The organism is Caulobacter sp. ErkDOM-E (genome assembly GCF_048541895.1).
GTDB lineage: Bacteria > Pseudomonadota > Alphaproteobacteria > Caulobacterales > Caulobacteraceae > Caulobacter.
Genome location: NZ_CP183331.1, coordinates 1,265,149 through 1,284,277, shown reverse-complemented (window position 1 = coordinate 1,284,277; position 19,129 = coordinate 1,265,149). Strand labels below are relative to the sequence as shown.

Below are 19,129 nucleotides of genomic sequence, written 5' to 3'. Positions count from 1 at the left end.
GCAGGGCCGATGCTTCCCGGGGGGGCTCGCAGCCGTCGATGGAAGGGGCATGGCCAGGAAAGTTGACGGGCTTTGCCGGCGAAAGCCCAAACGAGCTTGTCCCGCGGGAGACGGCTTTATTGCACTCGCCGGAATTGGGCCTTCCGGATTTCGAACGTTCAGCGGCGCGCAGCCGGGCGCCATCTTGGGGGGGCAAGATTTCAACCGAGGACACAACAATGCAATTTTATCGCTTCCCGCTTTCGGGCCACTCGCATCGCGTCGAACTGTTCCTGTCGCTTATCGGCGTCACGGCGGATGTCGTCGAAGTCGATCTGCGCAAGGGCGCCCACAAGCAAGCCGACTTCCTGGCGCTCAACTCCCTGGGTCAAGTCCCCGTGCTGAAGGACGGCGACGTGGTCGTGGCCGACTCGAACGCGATCCTCGTCTATCTGGCCAAGAAGTTCACCCGGACCGACTGGTTGCCCGAGGATGCGGCGACGGCGGCCAGGGTGCAGCGCTGGCTGTCGATCGCTTCGGGCCAAATCGCCTCGGGTCCAGCCGCCGCGCGGTTGATCACCGTTTTCGGCGCCGGCCTCAACGCGACCGAAGTCATCGCTCGCGCCCACGCCATCCTGCAGGTCATGGATGCTGAGCTGGCCAGTTCGGCGTTCCTGGCCGGCGACAAGCCCACGATCGCCGACGTGGCGGCCTATACCTATGTGGCCCACGCGCCGGAAGGCAACGTGGCCCTCGACAGCTACAAGAACGTCGCGGCCTGGCTGTCGCGCGTCGAAGCCCTGCCCGGTTTCGTTCCGATGCAGAGCACGGCGGTCGGGTTGGTGAAATGATCGCCCGACTCCGTCGGCGCCTGCTGGGCCTTTTCAGCGGCTTTCACGGCGGCGGCGCTCTGGCGCCGATGACGGGAGAGGAGTTCGAGGCGCTTCGCCTTGAGTGCTTGGCTACCGGTACGCCTTGCTGATCTAAGCTCGGGGCCGGCGTGTCCGTGAAGCCTTTGGAGTAGACTATCGTGACCCATGCTGATCTGACCCGCTGGCCCCATGCGCGCTCCCCCTTTCACGAGGGGGAGCAAGCCTTGCAGGAGCGATTGGGCGTGCGCACGCGGATCGAGGCGACCGGCCGAAAGATCATCCGCGGGCTGATGCCCGAGCAACACCGGTTATTCTTTGGGCAGCTGCCTTTCCTTGTTCTGGGCGCACGCGACGCGGCAGGCCAGCCTTGGGCGACGATCCTCGATGGTCCCCCAGGCTTTGCGCGATCCCCAGCCCCGACCGAGCTGAACATCGCGTCCGGGTTTCAGCCAGGCGACCCCGTCGCAGACGGTGTGGCCCTGGGCCAGGCCGTGGGGGTTCTGGGCATCGAACTACATACCCGGCGGCGCAACCGGATGAACGGACGCGTCGCCTCGCAGGACGGCGATGGATTTACCATTTCCGTGGACCAGAGCTTCGGCAACTGTCCGCAATATATCCAAGGCCGCCAGTTCGAGCGGGTGGACCGCGCGCCGACGGGCGATCGCGCGGCGGCCCTGCGCAGCGCCGGCCTGTCGCCAGAGGCCGCGCTCTGGGTGGCGGGCGCCGACACTCTCTTCATCGCCTCTGCGCATGCCGACCCGAGCGCGCAAGACCCGGTCAATGGCGTGGATGTCTCTCATCGCGGCGGTAAGACGGGCTTCGTGCGGGTTCAGGGCGATGTCCTGACCATCCCGGACTTCCTGGGGAATTTCCTGTTCAACACCCTGGGCAACATCCTGGTGGAGCCGCGGGTGGGCCTCGTCTTCCCCGATTTCGAAACCGGCGATCTTTGGCATCTGTCGGCGACGGCGACGATCATCTGGGACGGGCCCGAGGTGGAGGGGTTTGCGGGCGCCGAGCGGCTCTTGCAATTCAAGGTGACCGAGACGGTCAAGGTTCCAGCCAGCCTGTCGATCCGGGCGGTCGGAGACGTCGACGTGTCGCCCTATCTGGACAAGACCGGATCCTGGGAGGACTCGGGATCGGGCGCGTGGGGCAAGAGCGAATTTCGCCCGTTCCGGGTGGTGCGCGTCGAGCAAGAGACCGAAACGGTTCGTTCGGTAACCTTCGAGCCCCTGGCCGGCGGTGGCGTTCCCATCCACAAGGCGGGTCAGCACATCTTCGTGCGCATGCCGGTGGACGGCGCGCCGGAAATGCGACCCTACACGGTCTCGGACGCCGCCAACGGCTCAAGCTATCGCATCAGCGTCAAGCGACAGGGGCGGTTCTCGTCGGCGGTCCACGATCTTGTGGAAGGCGCCGTAGTGGAGCTTCTCCCGCCGCGCGGCGGTTTCGTTTTCGACGAAGCCGCGCCGCGCCCCGCGGTCTTACTGTCGGCCGGGGTTGGCATCACACCGATGATCGCGATGATCAATCGCATCTTCGTCAATAACGGCCGCAGCCGTTCCCAGCAGCGGGTGTGGTTCTTCCACGGCGCGCGAAACAGCCTCGATCATGCCTTCCGCGCCCACATGGCCGACAAGTGCGCCAAGCACTCCAATCTGAAGGTGGTCACCGCCTACAACGAGCCCTTGCCGCAGGATGCGCTGGGCCGCAGTTCGCTGGTCAGGGGCTGGGTGGACCTGGCCCTGCTCAAGGCCACCCTGCCCTTCGATGACTACGAATTCTATCTCTGCGGTCCGCCGCCGTTCATGAGCGCCTTGTCGGACGGCCTACTGGGCCTGGGCGTCCGCCCCGAGCGCATTCACGCCGAGACCTTTGGCCCCGCCGCCATCAAGCCGGCGGCGGCCAAACCAGGCCCCGGGCCCGATGGCGCCAAACCGGCGTCGGCAGCCGTGTTGGGTGATGACGCCGAGGCCGTGACGGTGGAGTTCCGCGCCAGCGGCAAACGCGCGATCTGGCGCCCAGGAGACGGCACACTGCTTGATCTGGCCGAGCGCGAAGGGCTAGCGCCCCTGCACAGCTGCCGCTCGGGGTCGTGCGGCGCCTGCGCCGTAAAGCTGATCGCGGGCGATGTCGCCTATGCGAACGACACGACGGCCCCAATCGACGCAGGCGAGGTTCTGATCTGCAGCGCCCAGCCGGCGCGGGGCGACGGGACCACACAATCGTCGGAGGTTATTGTGGACGTGTAGGTCGCGATCGGCAGGGGTGCGCTCGCGCCCGTGGGCTGGCGGCTTTGGCCGCGCGGGGTCATGGGGTCAACAGGTTGCTACCCCGCGTCCCGCCTTGATCGCGCATTGCCGCCGCCTTCGACAACGATGCGCCCCACCCCGCATCGACGTTTGGTGATGCGGCAGCCAGGGCCGAACCGGCCCCGGCGGGCAAACATCTAGGCTCGCCCTGAGGCGTGCGCGTGCGGCCCCTCTCCGCGAGAACCGCGCCGCCCCCGACGACTTCACAGTCTTTGGCGCAAAAGAGAGATTGGAATGCGTGACGCCGAAAGACAGATCCTGGTCCGCTATTCGGCGAGCCCTTTTACGGCGCTGGCTGGCGTCCTCGTGGCCAAGGGCTTCTGTTCGCGCCAGGACATCGCACCGGCCTGAATGTGATTATGAGCGCTGAGACCGAGCCGACGGAGAAAAGTCTTCTCGAAATCATGATTTCCGCCCTGATCGGGGCGCCTCACGGCGCCGCAAGCGACGAGACCGGCCCCCTTCCCCCTTCCAGCCGATCTGTGATGGGCTGAAGTAGAGCCGCGCCGGCCCCTGAAGGCAGGGCCTGGCGTCTTCCTCGATCTTGCCCTGAGCCCTGAGCGCTCCACCGCGCGAAAGGCACCATTGCGTAATGGTGGGATGGCGTCAGCAAGGCGCGCGCCCGAAAGTCACCTCACAGTCACGCTCGGCTGTGGTCGGCGGCGCGAGCCGCGAGCGATCGCGTTGGGCCACCGCACTGGCAATGGCCGCACTGGAAACGGTCAACAGCGACGTTTTGGGGGGTGAGCATGGGTAAACGGGTCTTGCTGCTGCTGGCCGATGGCTTTGAGCCGCTTGAGGCGGCCGGCTTCACCGACGTCCTCGGCTGGGCCAATATCGATGGCGAGGAGCCGATCGAACTGGTTTCAGCCGGTCTTCGTCCGATGCTCCGGGCCACGTTCGGGTTTTCCGTGGTCCCCGACCGGCTGGTCAGGGAACTTGATCTGGACACCTTCGACGCGCTCGCCGTCCCTGGCGGGTTCGAGGGCGCCGGCTTCTACCACGACGCGCTTTCGAGCGATTTTTCCAAAGTGATCAACAGCTTCAACGCGGCGGGAAAGCCCGTCGCGTCGGTCTGCGTCGCGGCGCTCGCGCTTGGCGCGGCGGGGATACTGCAAGGTCGGCGCGCGACGACCTACCACCAGGTCGGCGGCCGACGAAAGGCGCAGCTGCAAAGCCAGGGCGCCACGTTCGTTGATCAGCCGCTGGTCATCGACGGCGGGTTGATCACCTCGACCGGTCCGGGAACGGCGATCGAGGTCGCGTTTGCGCTGCTGGAGATCCTGACGTCACGACCGAACGTCGACCATATTCGGCAGCTCATGCGAATGCCCGCCCCGCCGGCGGTTTGGTACGCCACGCCGCAGGTCGCGCCTCAATCCCTGGAAGCTTCCACACAGATCGAACGTTCGCAGGCCCGTAATGACTGACCACAACTTCGATCTCTTCGTCATCGGAGCCGGCTCGGGCGGGGTGCGCGCGGCGCGATTGGCTGCCCTGAGCGGCGCCAAGGTCGCGGTGGCCGAAGCCTACCGGGCTGGCGGCGCCTGCGTGGTTCGCGGCTGCATACCCAAGAAGTTCATGGTCTACGCCAGCGAGGTCACCAGCCAGCTGAAGACCGCCAAGGGCTACGGCTGGACCGTCGGCGAGGCCAGCTTCGACTGGAAGGCCTTCCTGCGTGAGAAGGACGTCGAAATCGCCCGCCTGTCGGGCCTCTATGTCACCAACCTGCAGAAGGCCGGCGCCAAGCTGCTGCATGGCCGCGCCCAGATTACCGGCGCCCACACGGTTGAAGTGGCGCCCACAGACGGCGGCGGCGGCGACGCGGGGACCTATACGGCCCGCAAGATCCTTGTGGCCACTGGCGGCCGCCCGGTGCGTCCCAGGTTCCCGGGCGCGGAGTTGGGCGTGACCTCGGACGAGGCGTTCCACTTGCCCACGCTGCCAAGGCGCGTGCTCGTGGTCGGCGGCGGTTACATCGCCGTCGAATTTGCCGGGATCTTCAACGGCCTGGGTGTCGAGACGACGCTGCTCTATCGCGGCGCCAACATCCTGCGAGGCTTCGACGACGATGTTCGGGTGCATCTGGCCGACGAACTGGAAAAGCGGGGAATCAAGGTTGTCCTGGGCGCCTCTCACAGGCGCATCGAAAAGATCGGCGAAGGCGGCCTGCTCAGCACCTTGGACAACGACCTGACCTTCGAGACCGACGCGGTGATGTTCGCCACCGGTAGGGAGCCTTACGTTCAGGGTCTGGGCCTGGAGACGGTCGGCGTAAGGCTGAACGACAAGGGCGCGATCGCGGTCGACGAGCAGTCGAGGACCAATGTCGACAGCATCTGGGCCGTTGGCGACGTCACCGATCGGATTAACCTGACGCCGGTGGCGATCCGTCAGGGCGCGGCCTTCGCCCAGACTGAATTTTACAACAACCCGACCATCTTCGATCACGACACCGTCGCCTCGGCGGTCTTCTCGCAGCCGCCGGTTGGCGCGGTGGGCATGACCGAGGTCGAGGCCCGTCACGCGTTCGGCGAGGTCGACATCTATCGCTCCGTTTTCCGGCCGATGAAGGCCACCTTCTACGGCGGTCAGGAGCGGTGTCTCGTCAAGCTGGTGATCCGGCAAGACGATGACAGGGTCGTCGGCGTCCATGTGATCGGCCCTGACGCCCCCGAGATCATCCAGATGGCCGCCATCGCGGTGAAGATGGGCGTGACTAAGTCTCAGTGGGATTCCACCTGCGCGGTCCATCCGACCCTGGCTGAGGAATTGGTCACGATGCGCGACAAGTTCGTCCCCCTCAACGTGGAAGGCGGATCCTAACCAGGGTCCGCCGCGACGGTCCGATCGCGCGGTTCTGGCGGTCATCGCCCGTCGCCCGTCGCCCGTCGCCGCCATCGCGGAGCCTCTCGCTCGCGGGCGACGGCCCGCAGACCCATCGGCGTAACCTCTGATAAAAGGACGGCTCATGGCCGACACCACTAGCCTGCAGGAGCGTCCTCTGACGCTCGACGACCTGACCGCCTATTTCGCCTCGGGCTCCAAGCCCAAGGAAGCCTTCCGCGTCGGTGCCGAACACGAGAAGTTCGGCTTCTATCTCGGTTCGCACGCGCCCGTGCCCTATTACGGCGACACCGGCGTCCACGCCCTTCTGGTCGGCCTGCAGCGCTTTGGCTGGAAGCCGGTGATGGAAGGCGAAGTGATCATCGGCCTTGAGCGCAACGGCGCCAATGTCAGCCTGGAGCCCGGCGGTCAGTTCGAGCTCAGCGGCGCGCCGCTGCTGACCATGCACGACATCTGCGAAGAGACCGGCCAGCACCTGGACGAGGTCAAGACCGTGGCCGACGAGTTGGGCCTGGGCTTCATGGGGCTGGGCTTCTCGCCCGTCTGGAAGCGCGAAGAGGTGCCGGTGATGCCCAAGGGGCGTTACGTCATCATGCGCAACTACATGCCCAAGGTCGGTGGCCTGGGCCTCGACATGATGCTGCGCACCTGCACCGTGCAGGCCAATCTCGACTTCTCGTCCGAAGCCGACATGGTCGCCAAGTTCCGCATGAGCCTGGCCCTGCAGCCGATCGTCACGGCCCTGTTCGCCAATTCTCCGTTCACGGAAGGCAAGCCCAACGGCTTCCTCTCCAGCCGGGCCAATGTCTGGACCGACACCGACGCCGACCGCACCGGCCTGCTGGACTTCGTGTTCGAGGACGGCTTCGACTTCGAGCGCTATGCCCGCTACGCCCTGGACGTGCCGATGTATTTCGCCAAGCGCGGCGACCGCTATATCGACCTGGCCGGCCGCAATTTCCGCGACTTCATCGACGGCAAGATCGATGAGCTGCCCGGCGAGCGCGCCTCGATCAAGGACTGGGCCGACCACACCACCACCCTGTTCCCGGAAGTGCGCCTGAAGACCTATCTGGAAATGCGCGGCGCCGACGCCGGCCCGTGGAGCAGCCTCTGCGCCCTGCCGGCCCTGTGGACCGGCGTCTTCTATGACGACGCCGCCCTGGCCGCCGCCTGGGACCTCTGCAAGGACTGGACGGCTGAGGAGCGCGCCCAGCTGCGCCGCGACGTGCCGGTCCTGGGTCTCAAGGCGCCGATCGCCGGGCGCACCGCCCAGGACGTGGCCAAGGACTTCGTCGCCATCGCCAAGTCGGGCCTCAAGGGCCGGGCCCACATGAACGGCGGGTTCCTGGACGAGACGATCTATATGGGCGAACTCGAAGAGATCGCCGACAGCGGCCGCACGCGGGCCGACCGCCTGCTGGAGCTCTATCACGGTGAGTGGAAGGGCGACATCAGCCGGGTGTTCACCGACTGCGCTTATTCATAATAATAGGCGTTGTTACAAATCCCACCCAATATCCAAATCGACAGTCACAGACTAACAGATCCAGAATTCGTGGATTTTATTCCAAACTAGATACTGACGGCCAAGGCTGACGCTTGTCTGGTCATCTACATAGTTCTTGGATGGCTGCGCATCCTCGCGGCCACGACGAGCGTCTTTGCGTGGTGCCAGGCTGGTCGCCGCGGCTACTGAACTTCCCCCAGATCGTCAGCGTGGATCAACACTCGCTGTTGGAGATGGGAGGTCGGCGGGCTGCGGCTCAGGCGATCGACCTGGCTGCGCCCAACCGGGGCTTGGCCATCTCCGATGTCGTCAACAACCCCGTTGCAGCATAGAGGGGACGTGCCTGCCCGGTCGCGTGCAGGAAGGCGTAGCCGACGCCACGCTCAACTAGGTCGGCTTCCGCCGCAGACATCAGAACCGCGCCGAGCCCGTGTCCGCGGTGTCCGGGCTCGACGAAGAGATTGAGAATATAGCCCCTTTGGGCTTGATCTGGATGGCTGGGATGAGGCGGCCATTCGAGCACCATCGTGCCGACACCCCCGACTTGGGCGCCCAGGCACTCAGCGATGAGACCAAAGTAGCGCCCCTGCTCCAGCTCGCGGGCCAGCCAATGGCGAAACGGCGACCGCATCGCCTGCAAGTCCGTCTCTGGACGTCCTGATGCGCGGAACATCGCCTCTCGGTGGCGACAGATCAGCTCAAGATCCTCCAGGCCCGCGGCGCGGAGGATGTACGGGAACGGCTTAGCGGTCGCTTCCATGGGGGTTTTCCGGTTCGGTTGGGTGGGGCTAGGCGCCCGTCCAGCGACGGAAAAGCAAACTGGCGTTGACGCCGCCAAAGCCAAAGCCATTCGACAGCGCCAGCTCGACCTGCGCCTGGCGCGCTGTCGTGACGATATCAAGCTTTTGCGCCAGAGGATCGGGCGTCTCTAGATTGAGGGTTGGCGGCAGAACCCCTCTGGCCAGCGCCAAGACCGCAAAGGCGGCCTCCATCCCGCCGGCGCCGCCCAGGAGATGACCCGTGGAGGCCTTGGTGGCGCTGATGGCCGGACCACCCGCCGCGCCAAACAGAGCGCAGATCGCCGCCAGCTCCCCGGCGTCACCCACCGGCGTGGATGTGGCGTGAGCATTGATGTGGCCGACCTGGCCTGGGGTGACGCCGGCCTGTTTCAAAGCCGCGACCATGGCCCGCTGAGCGCCCGCCCCGTCTGCAGGGCCAGCGGTCAGATGATAGGCGTCAGCGCTCGTACCATAGCCGACAAGCTCCGCGAGCGGCTGGGCGCCGCGGGCCAGCGCGTGATCCAGGGCCTCGATCACCAGGATGCCCGCGCCTTCGCCCATGACAAAGCCGTCGCGGCCGGTGTCAAAGGGGCGGGAGGCCTGTTCAGGCGTTTCATTGTAGGCGCTGGACAGGGCGCGAGAGGCCGCGAAGCCGCCCAGACTGACATGGTGGATGGCCGCTTCTGAGCCGCCGCAGACGGCGATATCGGCTTCGTGATTGCGGATAAGCCGCGCGGCGTCGCCGATCGCCTGAACCCCAGCCGCGCAGGCTGTGACCGGCGCCCCGATCGGACCGGTGAAGCCATGGCGGATGCTGACCCAGCCCGAGGCCAGGTTGGCCAGGAACGAAGGCACCGTGAAGGGTGAAAGTCGGCGCGCGCCGCGGGCGTCCGTGGTGCGTACGGCCTGGGCAAGCGCAGGAAACCCGCCGATCCCCGAACCCACCATTGTCGCCGTGCTCTGGCGCCCAGCTTCGTCCTGTGGCGACCAGCCGGCTTGAAGGAGCGCTTCGTCGGCGGCGGCGAGCGCGAACGCAATGAAGCGATCCATCTTCTTCTGGTCTTTGAGAGAAACGACCTTCTCTAGGTCGAACTGGCCATGCCCCTGACCTTCAGGCACCGGCGCGACGACCTGAGCGGCGATATCGGGCGCAACGTCGGGCGCAAGGCGCCTAAGGCCGGACTCGCCGGCAAGAAGGCGTTCCCAGACCGTTTCGACACCCACCCCAAGGGGCGTAACCAAACCAAGACCGGTGACAACGATGCGGCGCATGAGGCTCTCCCGTATTGGGCCCACAACACGGCGCCGCCGCCCAGTTCCGGGCGAGGGGCCGAGGGGAAGGCATCTAGTGACGCCACGCCCCGTCGAAAACCGTCGCCAACGGCAATGCAGCCTTCCATTTAACCGCACTTGCATCGATAGGCGTGGTCCCCGACTGTCTGCTGGGGCGATGGGTGCGGCGCGCCCACTCAAGGCTCATGGCCTCGACGCTCGGCGGACAAAGCCTCGCGTTGCGGGCGACGGGAACAGCCGCGTTTCGCGGATAGCTAGGGGCAGCGGATGCCGATATCGCGTCGACATTTGATCGCCGGAGCCATAGGCGGCGGCCTCGCCTTTGGCCCGGCGGCCGCGCGTCCACGCGGCGAGCGTCTGAAAGTCCTCTATAACCGGGCGGCGCAGGAGCACTATCCCGATCAGAACCCGGTAATCGTCATCCCAGGGATCCTCGGCACACGGTTGGTCGACGGCGCCTCCGGACAGACCGTTTGGGGCGCGTTCGACGGCCTCTCCCCAATGTCTTCGGATAAGAGCAACGTCCGCAGGTTGGCCTTGCCGTTCGGCGACCAGAGCCGGCTATCTGGCGTCGCAGCGGACCTGAACCCGATCGCCGTTCTGGATCGCGTCAGCGTCAAGGTCCTGGGCGTACCTTTCCAACTGCGTCAGTACGCGCAGATTCTGTCCACCCTGGGGGCGGGCGGCTATCGGGACGAAACCCTCCATCCCACGGGTCTCGACTACGGCCCCGGCCACATCAGCTGCTTCCAGTTCCCCTATGACTGGCGACGGGACAATGCCGAGACCGCAGCGGCCTTGAAGCGCTTCATGGATGAAAAGCGTCTGGTCGTCGCCGATGGCTATCGCGAAACCCTGGGGTACGACGTCGCGCCTGAATCCATTCGCTTTGACGTGGTCGCCCACTCGATGGGCGCTCTGATGTTCCGCTATTTCATGCGTTATGGCGGCCAGCCCCTGGACACCTATGGCGCAGGTCCGACGCTGGATTGGACCGGCGCGGCCTATGTCGACCGGGCGATCCTAGTGGCGCCGCCCAATGGGGGCAGCGCCGAGACGATGCGGTTTCTTCTTGAAGGCCAGGACTTCGGCCGCCCCGTCGCGCCACGCTACCCGCCGTCGGTGCTGGGATCCTTCGCCTCCATCTACCAATTGCTTCCGCGGCCCTGGGCCTCGCCCATCGACGGCGTGGACGGTGAGCGCCTTTTCGACGCCAGGACCTGGATCGCGCGCGGATGGGGCCTGGCGGCGCCCGACCAGGATGCGGTGCTCGCGACGCTTCTCGGCGACGTCACCGACCCGCTACGCCGGCGACAGATCGCCCTCGACCGCCTGCAGGACAGCCTGACCCTGGCTCGCCGGTTCCATGCGGCGCTCGATAGCACCGAGAAGGCGCCGGCCGGGTTTGAACCGTTCCTGATCGCGGGCGATAATGTGCCCACGCCGGAACGTTTTCGGTTCGACGCCGGGCGGGGGCGTCTCTCCCCTGTAAGCCTCGTCCCGGGCGATGGCGCGGTTACGCGGTCCAGCGCGCTGTTCGACCATCGGACGCCCTCGACCTGGAGGCCCCGCGTTCAATCCCCACTGCGCTTTCGAAGCGTGCTTTTCACCGAACAGGACCATTTGGGCCTGACCCAGACGGACCTGTTTTCGGACAATGTCCTGTTCTGGTTGCTGGAAGAGCAGCGCGGCGAAAGGCTCGAGCGCTACGCCCTATGACCCGCGCCCTTCGGGAGACCTCCTGCGGCGCCCGTAGAGGACGGTCGCCCCTTTAAGCGGCGGGGGGAAAGCCGACCAAGACACCCCCCCCCCCCGCACGTTTGGGGGCGGCGAGCGGGAGTCAGACGTCGGGCCCCTCCCCCGGCTGGGCGGCCAAGCGCTGCAGACGAGCGCGAAGACGAGGTGTGGCGAAATCCAGAAATGCCCGCAGCTTCAGTGGGATTCGGCCTTGCTGCGCATGCAGTAAGGTGATCGGTGTCGGCTCGGGCTCAAAGGACTCAAGCACGAGCCTGAGGCGGCCCGCCTCGACCGCGTCGTGGCACTGATAGGCAAAGACGCGCGTCACCCCCAGCCCCTGCTCAGCCGCCCAGACCGCCGCGTCGGCCGAGGAGACGGTCAGGCGCGGGAGGAGCCGAGCGTTGATCGTCGCTCCGCCTTTGGGCGACAGGTAGGTCCAGCCTGTCGCTCCCCCCTCATGGTCGAAACTGATGCTCGGAAGGGCCTGCAGATCGGCCGGATGGCGCGGGGCGCCGTGGGCGGCCAGCACGCTGGGCGCGACGCAGGTGACCTGACGCATGGTTCCAACCCGCGTGGCCACAAGGCCGCTATCGGGCAACTGGCCGATCCGCACCGCCAGGTCGACGTGGTCGTCGATCAGATGAAGATTGCGATCCTGAAACACCATGCGAACCGCGATCAGAGGATTGAGCGCTAGGAACTCGGCGACGACCGGCAGGATGTGCAGGCGTCCGAACATGACCGGCGCGGTGACGACCAGCTCCCCCTTGGGCGAGGCAAAGTCCCCGGCGGCCGCGCTTTCGGCGGCATCCACCTCCTCGAGAATCCGCTTGGCCGACGCCAGATAGGCGCCCCCCACCTCGGTCAGCGCCATGTTTCGGGTCGTCCGAATGAGAAGTTTCGCGCCCAGGTGCGCCTCAAGGTCGGCGATATGGCGGCTGACGGTGGAGACTGGCGCGCGCAAGGCTTTGGCGGCCGCGGTAAAGCCCCCCGCCTCCACGACGCGCACGAACATTGTCATGGCTGACAGGCGATCCACTATCTCAATTTTCCGAATAAAGTTTCCTGAAGACCCTATATTATCGTGATTATTGAAAGGGCCTATCTCTTTCTCACGGTTCGGCGGTCAGCGCCGGACACGAATGGAGAACCCCATGTCCCGCATTGCCATCCCTGAGTTCGACAGCGCCCCGCAAGCCTCTCGCCCGGGTCTCGAAGCCGTCAAAGCTCAACTCGGCTCGCTGCCCAATCTGTTCCGCCTGGTGTCGCTCAGCCCGGCGGCCCTGAGCGGCTTCCTTGGCTTTTCCGGCGCCTTGAGCAAGGCGCTCGACGTCAAGACCCGCGAACGCATTGCGCTCGCCGTGGCCCAGGTCAACGGCTGCGACTACTGCCTGTCGGCGCACAACTACCTTGGCCTCAACCTGGCCAAGCTGTCTCCCGAAGAGATCGCGCGCAATCGCCAAGGTGGCTCGCTGGAGCAAAAGGCCAATGCCGCGGTGGAATTCGCCGCCAAGGTGACCCGCGAGCGCGGTCACGTGACCGAGGCCGACCTGGCCGCCGTCCGCGCCGCCGGCTTTACGGACGCGCAGATCGTCGAGATCGTCGCGATCGTCGCTGAGAACTGCTTCACCAACTTCCTCAACGAAGTCGCCAAGACCGCGATCGACTTCCCGGTCGTGCGGGCCAACGAAGCGGTCTGACCTCTCGGCGGCTGGCGATCTTCCGATCGCCGGCCGCCCGTCCGGCTTGCGGACCGCATGATCGACGCGGGCATATTCGCCACCTTGCGCCTTCGCGAGATCGCCTATGACGCACTGACTTTTACGCCAGCGGCCAAACTGGCCCGACGCGCTCCACGAATGTGATCTATTGCCAGTCTGTCCCGCCTAGATGCTTCCATCGCAAACGGGACAGACTGGATGGTGAACGATCCCGTCACCCATCGAGAACCAGACATAGTAGTGATCGTCACCACACGCGCTTTGGTCGCCACCCCTTCAACCGCGCCGCCCCCTAGAGGCCGCCCCCGCGGCGTTGGCGCAGCAGGCCGTCGACGACTCCGGGCCCATCGACCATCGGCCCCGCCGGAATTTTCCCCGGCGCCGTGCATCAGCGCGACGGGCCGTCGTGTGGCCGACCGCGTATTGGGAACAACGTTCATTGTGGCCGTCGCTCGCCGCCGGCGGAGCTGACCTAGGCCTTGAGGTCTACCAAGGCGCCCTTTTTGATCTTGTCCTTGTCGCCACCCAGGACCTGTTGCTTGATCATGTCCTTGATCTGATCCTCGATTTTCTGGCGCTCCTTGGTGTCCATCGCTTTCAGCTCGTTCTCGGTGACGCCGAGCTTGCTGAGTATGGCCACGCGCATCTTCTGTGCTGGCGTCAGTTTGGCGAAGTCGAGAAACTCATCCTTGGCCGACTTGGGACCGGAGGCGTCGACACCTTTGGTGGGGCCGGGCGTTGCCACCGATGCGTTGATGGCGTTGATCTTGGGCAAGCCTGAGGCGGCGAGCGACGCCAGGATGCTGCTGGAACCGGAAACTAGCACGAAAACTCCCGCCGTTAACTGAGGTGGCCCCCTCTGCAAGCCTCGTGCAAGCTTGGCCCGAGGCATATGTCACGAAATCAAGAGCTTGCGGGCGCCTCCGGATGGCGCGCGCGCGCTAGCGGCAGGGATTGCCGTGCAGAACCTACCCACAAGGACCTCAAGGGGCCGCGCGGTCAAATGGCTGCCTGATCGGCTTCCAGAGCGACCTGGCATCGTCGAGCACCGGCGTCGAGGCGCCGCAGGCCGACGACGCCGCCAAGGGCTTTGCGAACGCAGCGTCGAAGGGTCTCGGGACTGCGGTGGCTTTGGCCATCCTCTTCGTCATGCCGGCCGGCTTCGTGCAGGGGGGGACCGTGTTCGGCCCGCCCCTGCTGGCGCCTGCAGGCATCGGCGTCGACATCTGCTTTTCCGTCACGACCTCGCCGCAGGCTCTCGCGTCGCGATCGCTGTCTAGAAGCTAGTGCGGAACACCGCTCGGCCCTGAACGCCGTTCTCGCGAGCGGCCTCACCGAAGCGCGAGCGGTCCTGACGGACGCTATGGACGGCGACGCCCTCCAGCACGATCTCGGATCGTTCGCGAACGGCGAACGACCAGGCGGCGGTGGCGGCCCAGCCATTCTCGGCGTTGTTGTCTAGCGCCTTAAAGGTGCGGTCGCTGACCGAGAACTGATCCAGCCTTACCGTAGCGGTCCCCGTCTTCAGGGTTCGCGACACCAGTAGATAGGCGGCGACGAAGCCGATATCGGCCGGTTTACGACCATTGACAGCGACGCCCATAGCGGTTTCGCCGGTCATGGCCTGCGCCAGGACCTCGGTGTTGGCGTCCGGCGCCCAACGCACGGCTGCCTGCACGAAGCGCGTCCGCCACGCATACTGGCCGTCGGTCACGGTCGTGCGGTCGCCGTTGTTGTCATAGCCGAACAGGCTCAGCGCCAGGGCCTGGGACGGCGCATAGTCCAGTCGGGCATAGCCGCCCCAGCGGCCATCGACCTCGTCAACCGGCCGCGAGGCCTGGGCCTGCTTGCCTGCAAACATCGTCGGGATGGCGGGAAGCCTGAAAGTCCCGTCCAGGTTGGCGCGCAGGTCGTGCAGCGCCCAGCCCCGAAACGTCAGCAAGGCGCCCGAGGTGTCATTGCCCTGGAAGGCGGCGACGGTGGCGCCGATCGGTTGGCCAGCAAGCGCGCCGCGCAGGGTCAACTCCGCGCCCGCCACCTTGACCTCTTCCGCGATCCAGCTGTTGATCGCCGATGGCGTCAGCGTGCGGGCCAGGGACCATTCGGTCCCGTCGTGCTCCAGCGAGGCGGGCGGGAAGAACAGGCCCGCGCGCCCCGAGAGACGCACGACGGCGCCCGGTGTGGGCCTCAGGGTGACGTAGGCCTCATCGAGCCCGACGGTGGAATTGGCCAGGGACTGGGCGTCCATGGACACCAGAGCGCCGATGCGGTCGCTGAAGCTTCCACGCCAGGCCACGACCGCCGAGCCATCGACCCGGACCTGATTTGAGCCGGTCTGTAGCTTGCCCAGCCCGCCCCTGAGCCAGGAGGCCTCGCCGCCCCCCGTGGAGGAGCCAGCGACGATCACGCCCGAAAACGCCTCGCGCGAAAGCAGCTCGGCGGCGCGGGCCGCGCGGGGCGCGGCGCCGGCCAGAACGAGTATGGACACCGCCGTCAGGACTGAAGATCGCACCATCGGCAAAGCTTGCTCCACCTCCCCCTACAGTCAGCTTAAGAAATGTCGGACAGCGACTGACAAGGGGACGCAACCGACCGCCGGCCGAATGGTATCCGCTGGGGGGACGGGAACCTTCAGGCTACGCTAGGCTATTGGCGCGGGGTGCGCCTGGGGCTGCCCCGTCGGGAAAATGCGGCTTGCGACGGACCCCGAACAACGTCTGACGCCACCGCCAGTATCCGAAAGCCAAGCTACGGCGCATGGGGTTTGATCCAACCCGCCACCGCCGGACCTGAGCCGTTTAGAGTCAGTGACACGGTCCACTATCGCTTCCGGGCAATGTGAAGCCGGGCCCTCGTAGACAAACAAGCTAGCGGCGCCGCGCGTACAGCTGGCTCGACAAGGTTCGCTCGGCTGAACTTCACTTCACCCAGATAGGGTTCACCCGCTCCTGGAACGCGGAGGCCGCGCGCGCCTTGTCATCACAAGGGCGAGTCGGCGCCTTGCCCGGCACAGGGGCGAGAAGTCCGGCGCCGTTCGCTCGCTGGACCAAGCCACGCCGGTTATGCGAGCGATCGAAAGTGTCACGGCGCCTATCTCAGCTCAAGCGAGGGCGCCTCCATCAGGGCATTGGAGGGAGGAGTGAGACTGACCGGGGTGCGCGCGACAGCGCCGCGACGATCGGACCGTGGTGGTCCGCGCCGGCGACGACAGCGATCCGCGCGTCCGGATGGGCTTTTGCGGTCGCGAGAATGTTGGCGATGATGTGCTTGTCGCGCTGATCATAAAAGGCCGGTATCGCGGCGAAACGCGTGCCGACGGTGAGTGCGCGAAACGTTGCGTAATATTCCTTTGCGACACGATCGTAGCGCCCGTCCGACAAGCTGGTGACGGTTGCGTTGATGAGGATCGCGGCCAGCTGTTCTGAAAGCGCGTCAAGCTGGGCGCCGAGCCTTGAGTGACGGGCGTCGCCAGGTAGGCCGGCATCCATCTCACGCTCGAGCTTTTTGATCGGGCTACGCGCTTTCCACCAATCATCGGGCACGGCGCGTCCCGCGACATCGTTGCCTAGCCAGTCAAACCCAAACACGCGGCCTGCAAAGGTATGGGAGAGATACACCATCTCGGCCGGATAGTTCTGTGACAGATAATCCTCGCCACGCCCTAAGTCTTCGGGCCTGATCTCCACGCCGACGAAATCAGGCTTAAAGTTCGCGACCGCCGCGTAGAGATCGCCATAGGTGTAACTGCTGCTGGTTCCATGCCGCTTGTGCATGCTGGCGAGCACCATCACCCGAGCAGGGCGAGCAGACGCAAGGGCGACGAGTGGCAAAGAAGCCGAGGTGATCGCCAGCCCGGCTATCAGGTCGCGCCTATTGGATACGGTCATACTGGATAGCCTATGTTTGGGTGTGATTTTTAGGAATGTCGCTTCCCTAAAGCTTCGCATGCGCCGAGCGTTATCTCAGCGCGCCGCCAACCGGCGCTAAGCAGCTATTCAGAGGCGCGGGCTTGGACGTCGGTTGCGCTGAGCTCGAACGCAACGACATGGACAACTATCCAGCCTCGCCGCCCGGAGAACGGGCAGAACGCTCGAACAGGATCCAAGATGGGCGCACCACTCCTCCTTGAACGAGCGATGCGCCACGACAAGCCGCCGGAACAGCGCGCAGGCTGCTTTTGCCACGGCCGCCGGTCGGGCTCTGCGCTCCAGCCGGCGAAAGTAGCCTCCACCCAGCGCAGTCTCACAACCCACGCCGCTGTTTGCAGCGCCTTAAAGATCCAACGTCATCTAGCCCGACGCTTCGGCGCTTCCGCGCTCAGGCTGACGCCGCACGGCGGCGGCCACCGCCTGAGGCGGCTGAGGTTTCACCCTGCACGACCTGCAACGCTTAACGGAACAGCCTCTTCGCTTTCCAGCCATCCTGCTTCAGGTACTCTAACAGGCTATCGGGCCCTGCCATGTGGAAGAGTCCGACAACCACGAAAGACGGTTTGGCTTCCTTTTGCATCTCAGCGAAGCGTGGGAGCCAATTGCTGTTGCGTCCCACGACGTGCTTTGCATAGAGGTTCGGCTGCAAGCGCTTCATTTCAGAGACGAATTCAGCAGCAGGCGCCTGGTCGCCAGCGGCCCAGGCCCCAAAGATACGCTCGCTTTCTGTCGTACCAGCTATCACCTGTTTGAGGGTGTACTGGAGGAATTGAACGTCCTCCTCTTTGGACATCGCCCCCATAAATCTAACCACGTCATCCTGGGCCCCGAATTCGCTCGCATGCCGGATTTTGCCTAAATCGACCTTCGACAGTAAAACCCTCTCGGCTGTGCCCTGCTCTTTCAGGCCCTTTTCTCTGAAGTAGGCTGACTCGATCTGACTAGCGGCCAGCCAAGGCCTCATAGGCTCTATCGATTCCAGGGGGATTTTTGCTATCTCTGCAGCCTTCCTGACATCTGCATAGTCTGAGACTGTCAGGGACTTGCTCAGTGGACCCTCAAGGTTCAGGCCATACTTTTGAACGAGGGTTCTGGGGTTATCCCGGAAGACATTATTGGTTTCCGTCCAGATCGCGCCGCAGGACTCGATCAATTTCTCAATTCGCGCGTCGCTCCAAACTGTCGGGCGCGGTGGCGTTTGCCCTGTAAGATACACAACCTGTCCAGACTTCTGCAGCGCCCAAAGCGGCCACGGGGTTCGTGATCCGGGCCGCAAGTCTTCCGCCGACGCCAAGCTGCTTTTGAGGACGCTGATAGAAAGCGGCGTCGCGAAAACCCCGGCAAGGAGCTGCCGCCTCGACGAGACACCGGCTGTATTCGAAATATTTTTATTGTTCTTCATGTTCGCAAGGTCTCATTGCAGGGGAGAGCGTTAGAAACGCCGTCTTCGATTTCAGCGCCGCCAGGAATGATCCTGGGTATCGATGACCACTTTGCCGAAGTGGCCAGAACGGTTCGGGGACTCATTCGGCCTCGGCCGCCCCTCTCCATTTAAAAGTCTTAAACAGGCCCGCGGCCGTGACGCGCACGACCACTTGTCGATCGCCGAGCTGGCCGGGCCCTGGCTGTTCGCCGAGAACCAGGGCGAGTTCATGTGAGCCGGATTGGAGAATGTACTCGTCCATCGAGATTCTTCCGCTGCTTGCGCGCTACCCGTCCGGCGGCGCAGGGCTGGGCCAGGGTGAGGAGAACCTAGCGTGCTCGGCGGCTGACGACCGTTTCGAATAGTGAAATACACTGTCTCACAGGCCGGTTGCCGAGGCCTGCCCTCCTGTCCTGGCCCGGCCCGGCCCGGCGGCCCCGACGCTGGGCGACTGGGTCGAATAAAGTAGAACCAAATCCCGACGCCTTGCCCTTGGCCGTCAAGGATTCTGGTCTCATCATCATTCGTTCGTCACTACGACGAGGCCAAAGCCCCCTTTAAACGGAGCCCTCAATCTGTCTCATTGGCGCTGAAGGCGGCCACCTCTAGAACGTCAGGCACACCCGCAGCCACACAAACGTGCGGGGGTCAATGCTGCGATCTTCGACGAAGGCTAGGTTGCGAGCCGCGCTGTCTGCATAGTCGGTGCGACGGATGGCAA

The 19,129-nt window shown here is 65.1% G+C and carries 16 protein-coding genes; 8 read left to right on the top strand and 8 right to left on the bottom strand.

All coding sequences use genetic code 11. The annotated features are described in order from the left end of the window. Positions 1–218: 218 nt before the first annotated feature. The 5 genes from ACN2C7_RS06295 to ACN2C7_RS06275 all read left to right on the top strand — a co-directional run bounded on the left by ACN2C7_RS06295 (position 219) and on the right by ACN2C7_RS06275 (position 7,505). Positions 219–830, top strand: coding sequence for a glutathione S-transferase family protein (locus ACN2C7_RS06295; RefSeq protein ID WP_419320550.1), 612 nt, complete (start codon positions 219–221; stop codon positions 828–830). A 263-nt stretch (positions 831–1,093) separates the two neighbouring features. Then, a complete protein-coding gene (locus ACN2C7_RS06290) occupies positions 1,094–3,109 on the top strand; it encodes a pyridoxamine 5'-phosphate oxidase family protein (RefSeq protein ID WP_419320548.1) in 2,016 nt (671 codons plus the stop codon). 824 nt (positions 3,110–3,933) lie between these two features. After that, the gene (locus ACN2C7_RS06285; protein ID WP_419320546.1) at positions 3,934–4,599 is read left to right on the top strand and encodes a DJ-1/PfpI family protein; all 666 of its coding nucleotides are present in this window, start codon (positions 3,934–3,936) and stop codon (positions 4,597–4,599) included. Further along, positions 4,592–5,995, top strand: a complete 1,404-nt coding sequence (gor, locus tag ACN2C7_RS06280) for a glutathione-disulfide reductase (RefSeq protein WP_419320544.1) — start codon at positions 4,592–4,594, stop codon at positions 5,993–5,995. The genes ACN2C7_RS06285 and gor overlap by 8 nt, the downstream gene beginning before the upstream one ends. Positions 5,996–6,140: 145 nt before the next feature. Next, positions 6,141–7,505: a glutamate--cysteine ligase gene (locus tag ACN2C7_RS06275; RefSeq protein WP_419320542.1), complete on the top strand. Its 1,365-nt coding sequence runs from the start codon at positions 6,141–6,143 to the stop codon at positions 7,503–7,505. A 277-nt stretch (positions 7,506–7,782) separates the two neighbouring features. Here the strand turns inward: ACN2C7_RS06275 and ACN2C7_RS06270 are convergent, their stop codons facing one another. Both ACN2C7_RS06270 and fabF read right to left on the bottom strand, forming a co-directional pair. Further along, positions 7,783–8,286 carry a GNAT family N-acetyltransferase gene (locus ACN2C7_RS06270; RefSeq protein WP_419320540.1) on the bottom strand — a complete coding sequence of 168 codons (504 nt, stop codon included), beginning with the start codon at positions 8,284–8,286 and terminating at the stop codon, positions 7,783–7,785. Positions 8,287–8,314: 28 nt separating this feature from the next. Next, positions 8,315–9,577 carry a beta-ketoacyl-ACP synthase II gene (gene fabF, locus ACN2C7_RS06265; protein ID WP_419320538.1) on the bottom strand — a complete coding sequence of 421 codons (1,263 nt, stop codon included), beginning with the start codon at positions 9,575–9,577 and terminating at the stop codon, positions 8,315–8,317. A 309-nt stretch (positions 9,578–9,886) separates the two neighbouring features. Between fabF and ACN2C7_RS06260 the strand changes: the two genes are divergently transcribed. Next, on the top strand, positions 9,887–11,317 hold the full coding sequence (locus ACN2C7_RS06260) for a lipase/acyltransferase domain-containing protein (protein WP_419320537.1): 1,431 nt from the start codon (positions 9,887–9,889) through the stop codon (positions 11,315–11,317). Between the two features lie 121 nt (positions 11,318–11,438). Here ACN2C7_RS06260 and ACN2C7_RS06255 read toward each other — a convergent pair whose 3' ends face one another. Further along, positions 11,439–12,356, bottom strand: a complete 918-nt coding sequence (locus ACN2C7_RS06255; protein WP_419320535.1) for a LysR family transcriptional regulator — start codon at positions 12,354–12,356, stop codon at positions 11,439–11,441. Positions 12,357–12,489: 133 nt separating this feature from the next. Between ACN2C7_RS06255 and ACN2C7_RS06250 the strand changes: the two genes are divergently transcribed. After that, positions 12,490–13,035, top strand: a complete 546-nt coding sequence (locus tag ACN2C7_RS06250; RefSeq protein WP_419320534.1) for a carboxymuconolactone decarboxylase family protein — start codon at positions 12,490–12,492, stop codon at positions 13,033–13,035. A 493-nt stretch (positions 13,036–13,528) separates the two neighbouring features. On the opposite strand, the gene ACN2C7_RS06245 is transcribed toward ACN2C7_RS06250, so the two are convergent. Continuing rightward, complete coding sequence (locus ACN2C7_RS06245) at positions 13,529–13,882, bottom strand: hypothetical protein (protein ID WP_419320533.1); 354 nt, start codon at positions 13,880–13,882, stop codon at positions 13,529–13,531. A 128-nt stretch (positions 13,883–14,010) separates the two neighbouring features. Here ACN2C7_RS06245 and ACN2C7_RS06240 point away from each other — a divergent pair, with 128 nt between their 5' ends. Beyond that, the gene (locus tag ACN2C7_RS06240) at positions 14,011–14,343 is read left to right on the top strand and encodes a hypothetical protein (protein ID WP_419320531.1); all 333 of its coding nucleotides are present in this window, start codon (positions 14,011–14,013) and stop codon (positions 14,341–14,343) included. On the opposite strand, the gene ACN2C7_RS06235 is transcribed toward ACN2C7_RS06240, so the two are convergent. The 4 genes from ACN2C7_RS06235 to ACN2C7_RS06220 all read right to left on the bottom strand — a co-directional run bounded on the left by ACN2C7_RS06235 (position 14,333) and on the right by ACN2C7_RS06220 (position 18,670). Further along, positions 14,333–15,571, bottom strand: coding sequence for a hypothetical protein (locus tag ACN2C7_RS06235; RefSeq protein WP_419320530.1), 1,239 nt, complete (start codon positions 15,569–15,571; stop codon positions 14,333–14,335). The two genes, ACN2C7_RS06240 and ACN2C7_RS06235, sit on opposite strands and share 11 nt — an antisense overlap. A gap of 604 nt (positions 15,572–16,175) precedes the next feature. Then, on the bottom strand, positions 16,176–16,943 hold the full coding sequence (locus tag ACN2C7_RS06230; protein ID WP_419320529.1) for a hypothetical protein: 768 nt from the start codon (positions 16,941–16,943) through the stop codon (positions 16,176–16,178). A gap of 502 nt (positions 16,944–17,445) precedes the next feature. Next, positions 17,446–18,387: a TraB/GumN family protein gene (locus ACN2C7_RS06225; RefSeq protein ID WP_419320528.1), complete on the bottom strand. Its 942-nt coding sequence runs from the start codon at positions 18,385–18,387 to the stop codon at positions 17,446–17,448. A gap of 121 nt (positions 18,388–18,508) precedes the next feature. Then, positions 18,509–18,670: a hypothetical protein gene (locus tag ACN2C7_RS06220; protein WP_419320527.1), complete on the bottom strand. Its 162-nt coding sequence runs from the start codon at positions 18,668–18,670 to the stop codon at positions 18,509–18,511. Positions 18,671–19,129: the final 459 nt, after the last annotated feature.

Coding starts and splice junctions, on each gene's coding strand:
- ACN2C7_RS06225 (WP_419320528.1), bottom strand. CDS start 18,387: ATGAAGAACAATAAAAATATTTCGAATACAGCCGGTGTCTCGTCGAGG.
- ACN2C7_RS06270 (WP_419320540.1), bottom strand. CDS start 8,286: ATGGAAGCGACCGCTAAGCCGTTCCCGTACATCCTCCGCGCCGCGGGC.
- ACN2C7_RS06255 (WP_419320535.1), bottom strand. CDS start 12,356: ATGACAATGTTCGTGCGCGTCGTGGAGGCGGGGGGCTTTACCGCGGCC.
- ACN2C7_RS06230 (WP_419320529.1), bottom strand. CDS start 16,943: ATGACCGTATCCAATAGGCGCGACCTGATAGCCGGGCTGGCGATCACC.
- fabF (WP_419320538.1), bottom strand. CDS start 9,577: ATGCGCCGCATCGTTGTCACCGGTCTTGGTTTGGTTACGCCCCTTGGG.
- ACN2C7_RS06295 (WP_419320550.1), top strand. CDS start 219: ATGCAATTTTATCGCTTCCCGCTTTCGGGCCACTCGCATCGCGTCGAA.
- ACN2C7_RS06250 (WP_419320534.1), top strand. CDS start 12,490: ATGTCCCGCATTGCCATCCCTGAGTTCGACAGCGCCCCGCAAGCCTCT.
- ACN2C7_RS06275 (WP_419320542.1), top strand. CDS start 6,141: ATGGCCGACACCACTAGCCTGCAGGAGCGTCCTCTGACGCTCGACGAC.
- ACN2C7_RS06235 (WP_419320530.1), bottom strand. CDS start 15,571: ATGGTGCGATCTTCAGTCCTGACGGCGGTGTCCATACTCGTTCTGGCC.
- gor (WP_419320544.1), top strand. CDS start 4,592: ATGACTGACCACAACTTCGATCTCTTCGTCATCGGAGCCGGCTCGGGC.
- ACN2C7_RS06220 (WP_419320527.1), bottom strand. CDS start 18,670: ATGGACGAGTACATTCTCCAATCCGGCTCACATGAACTCGCCCTGGTT.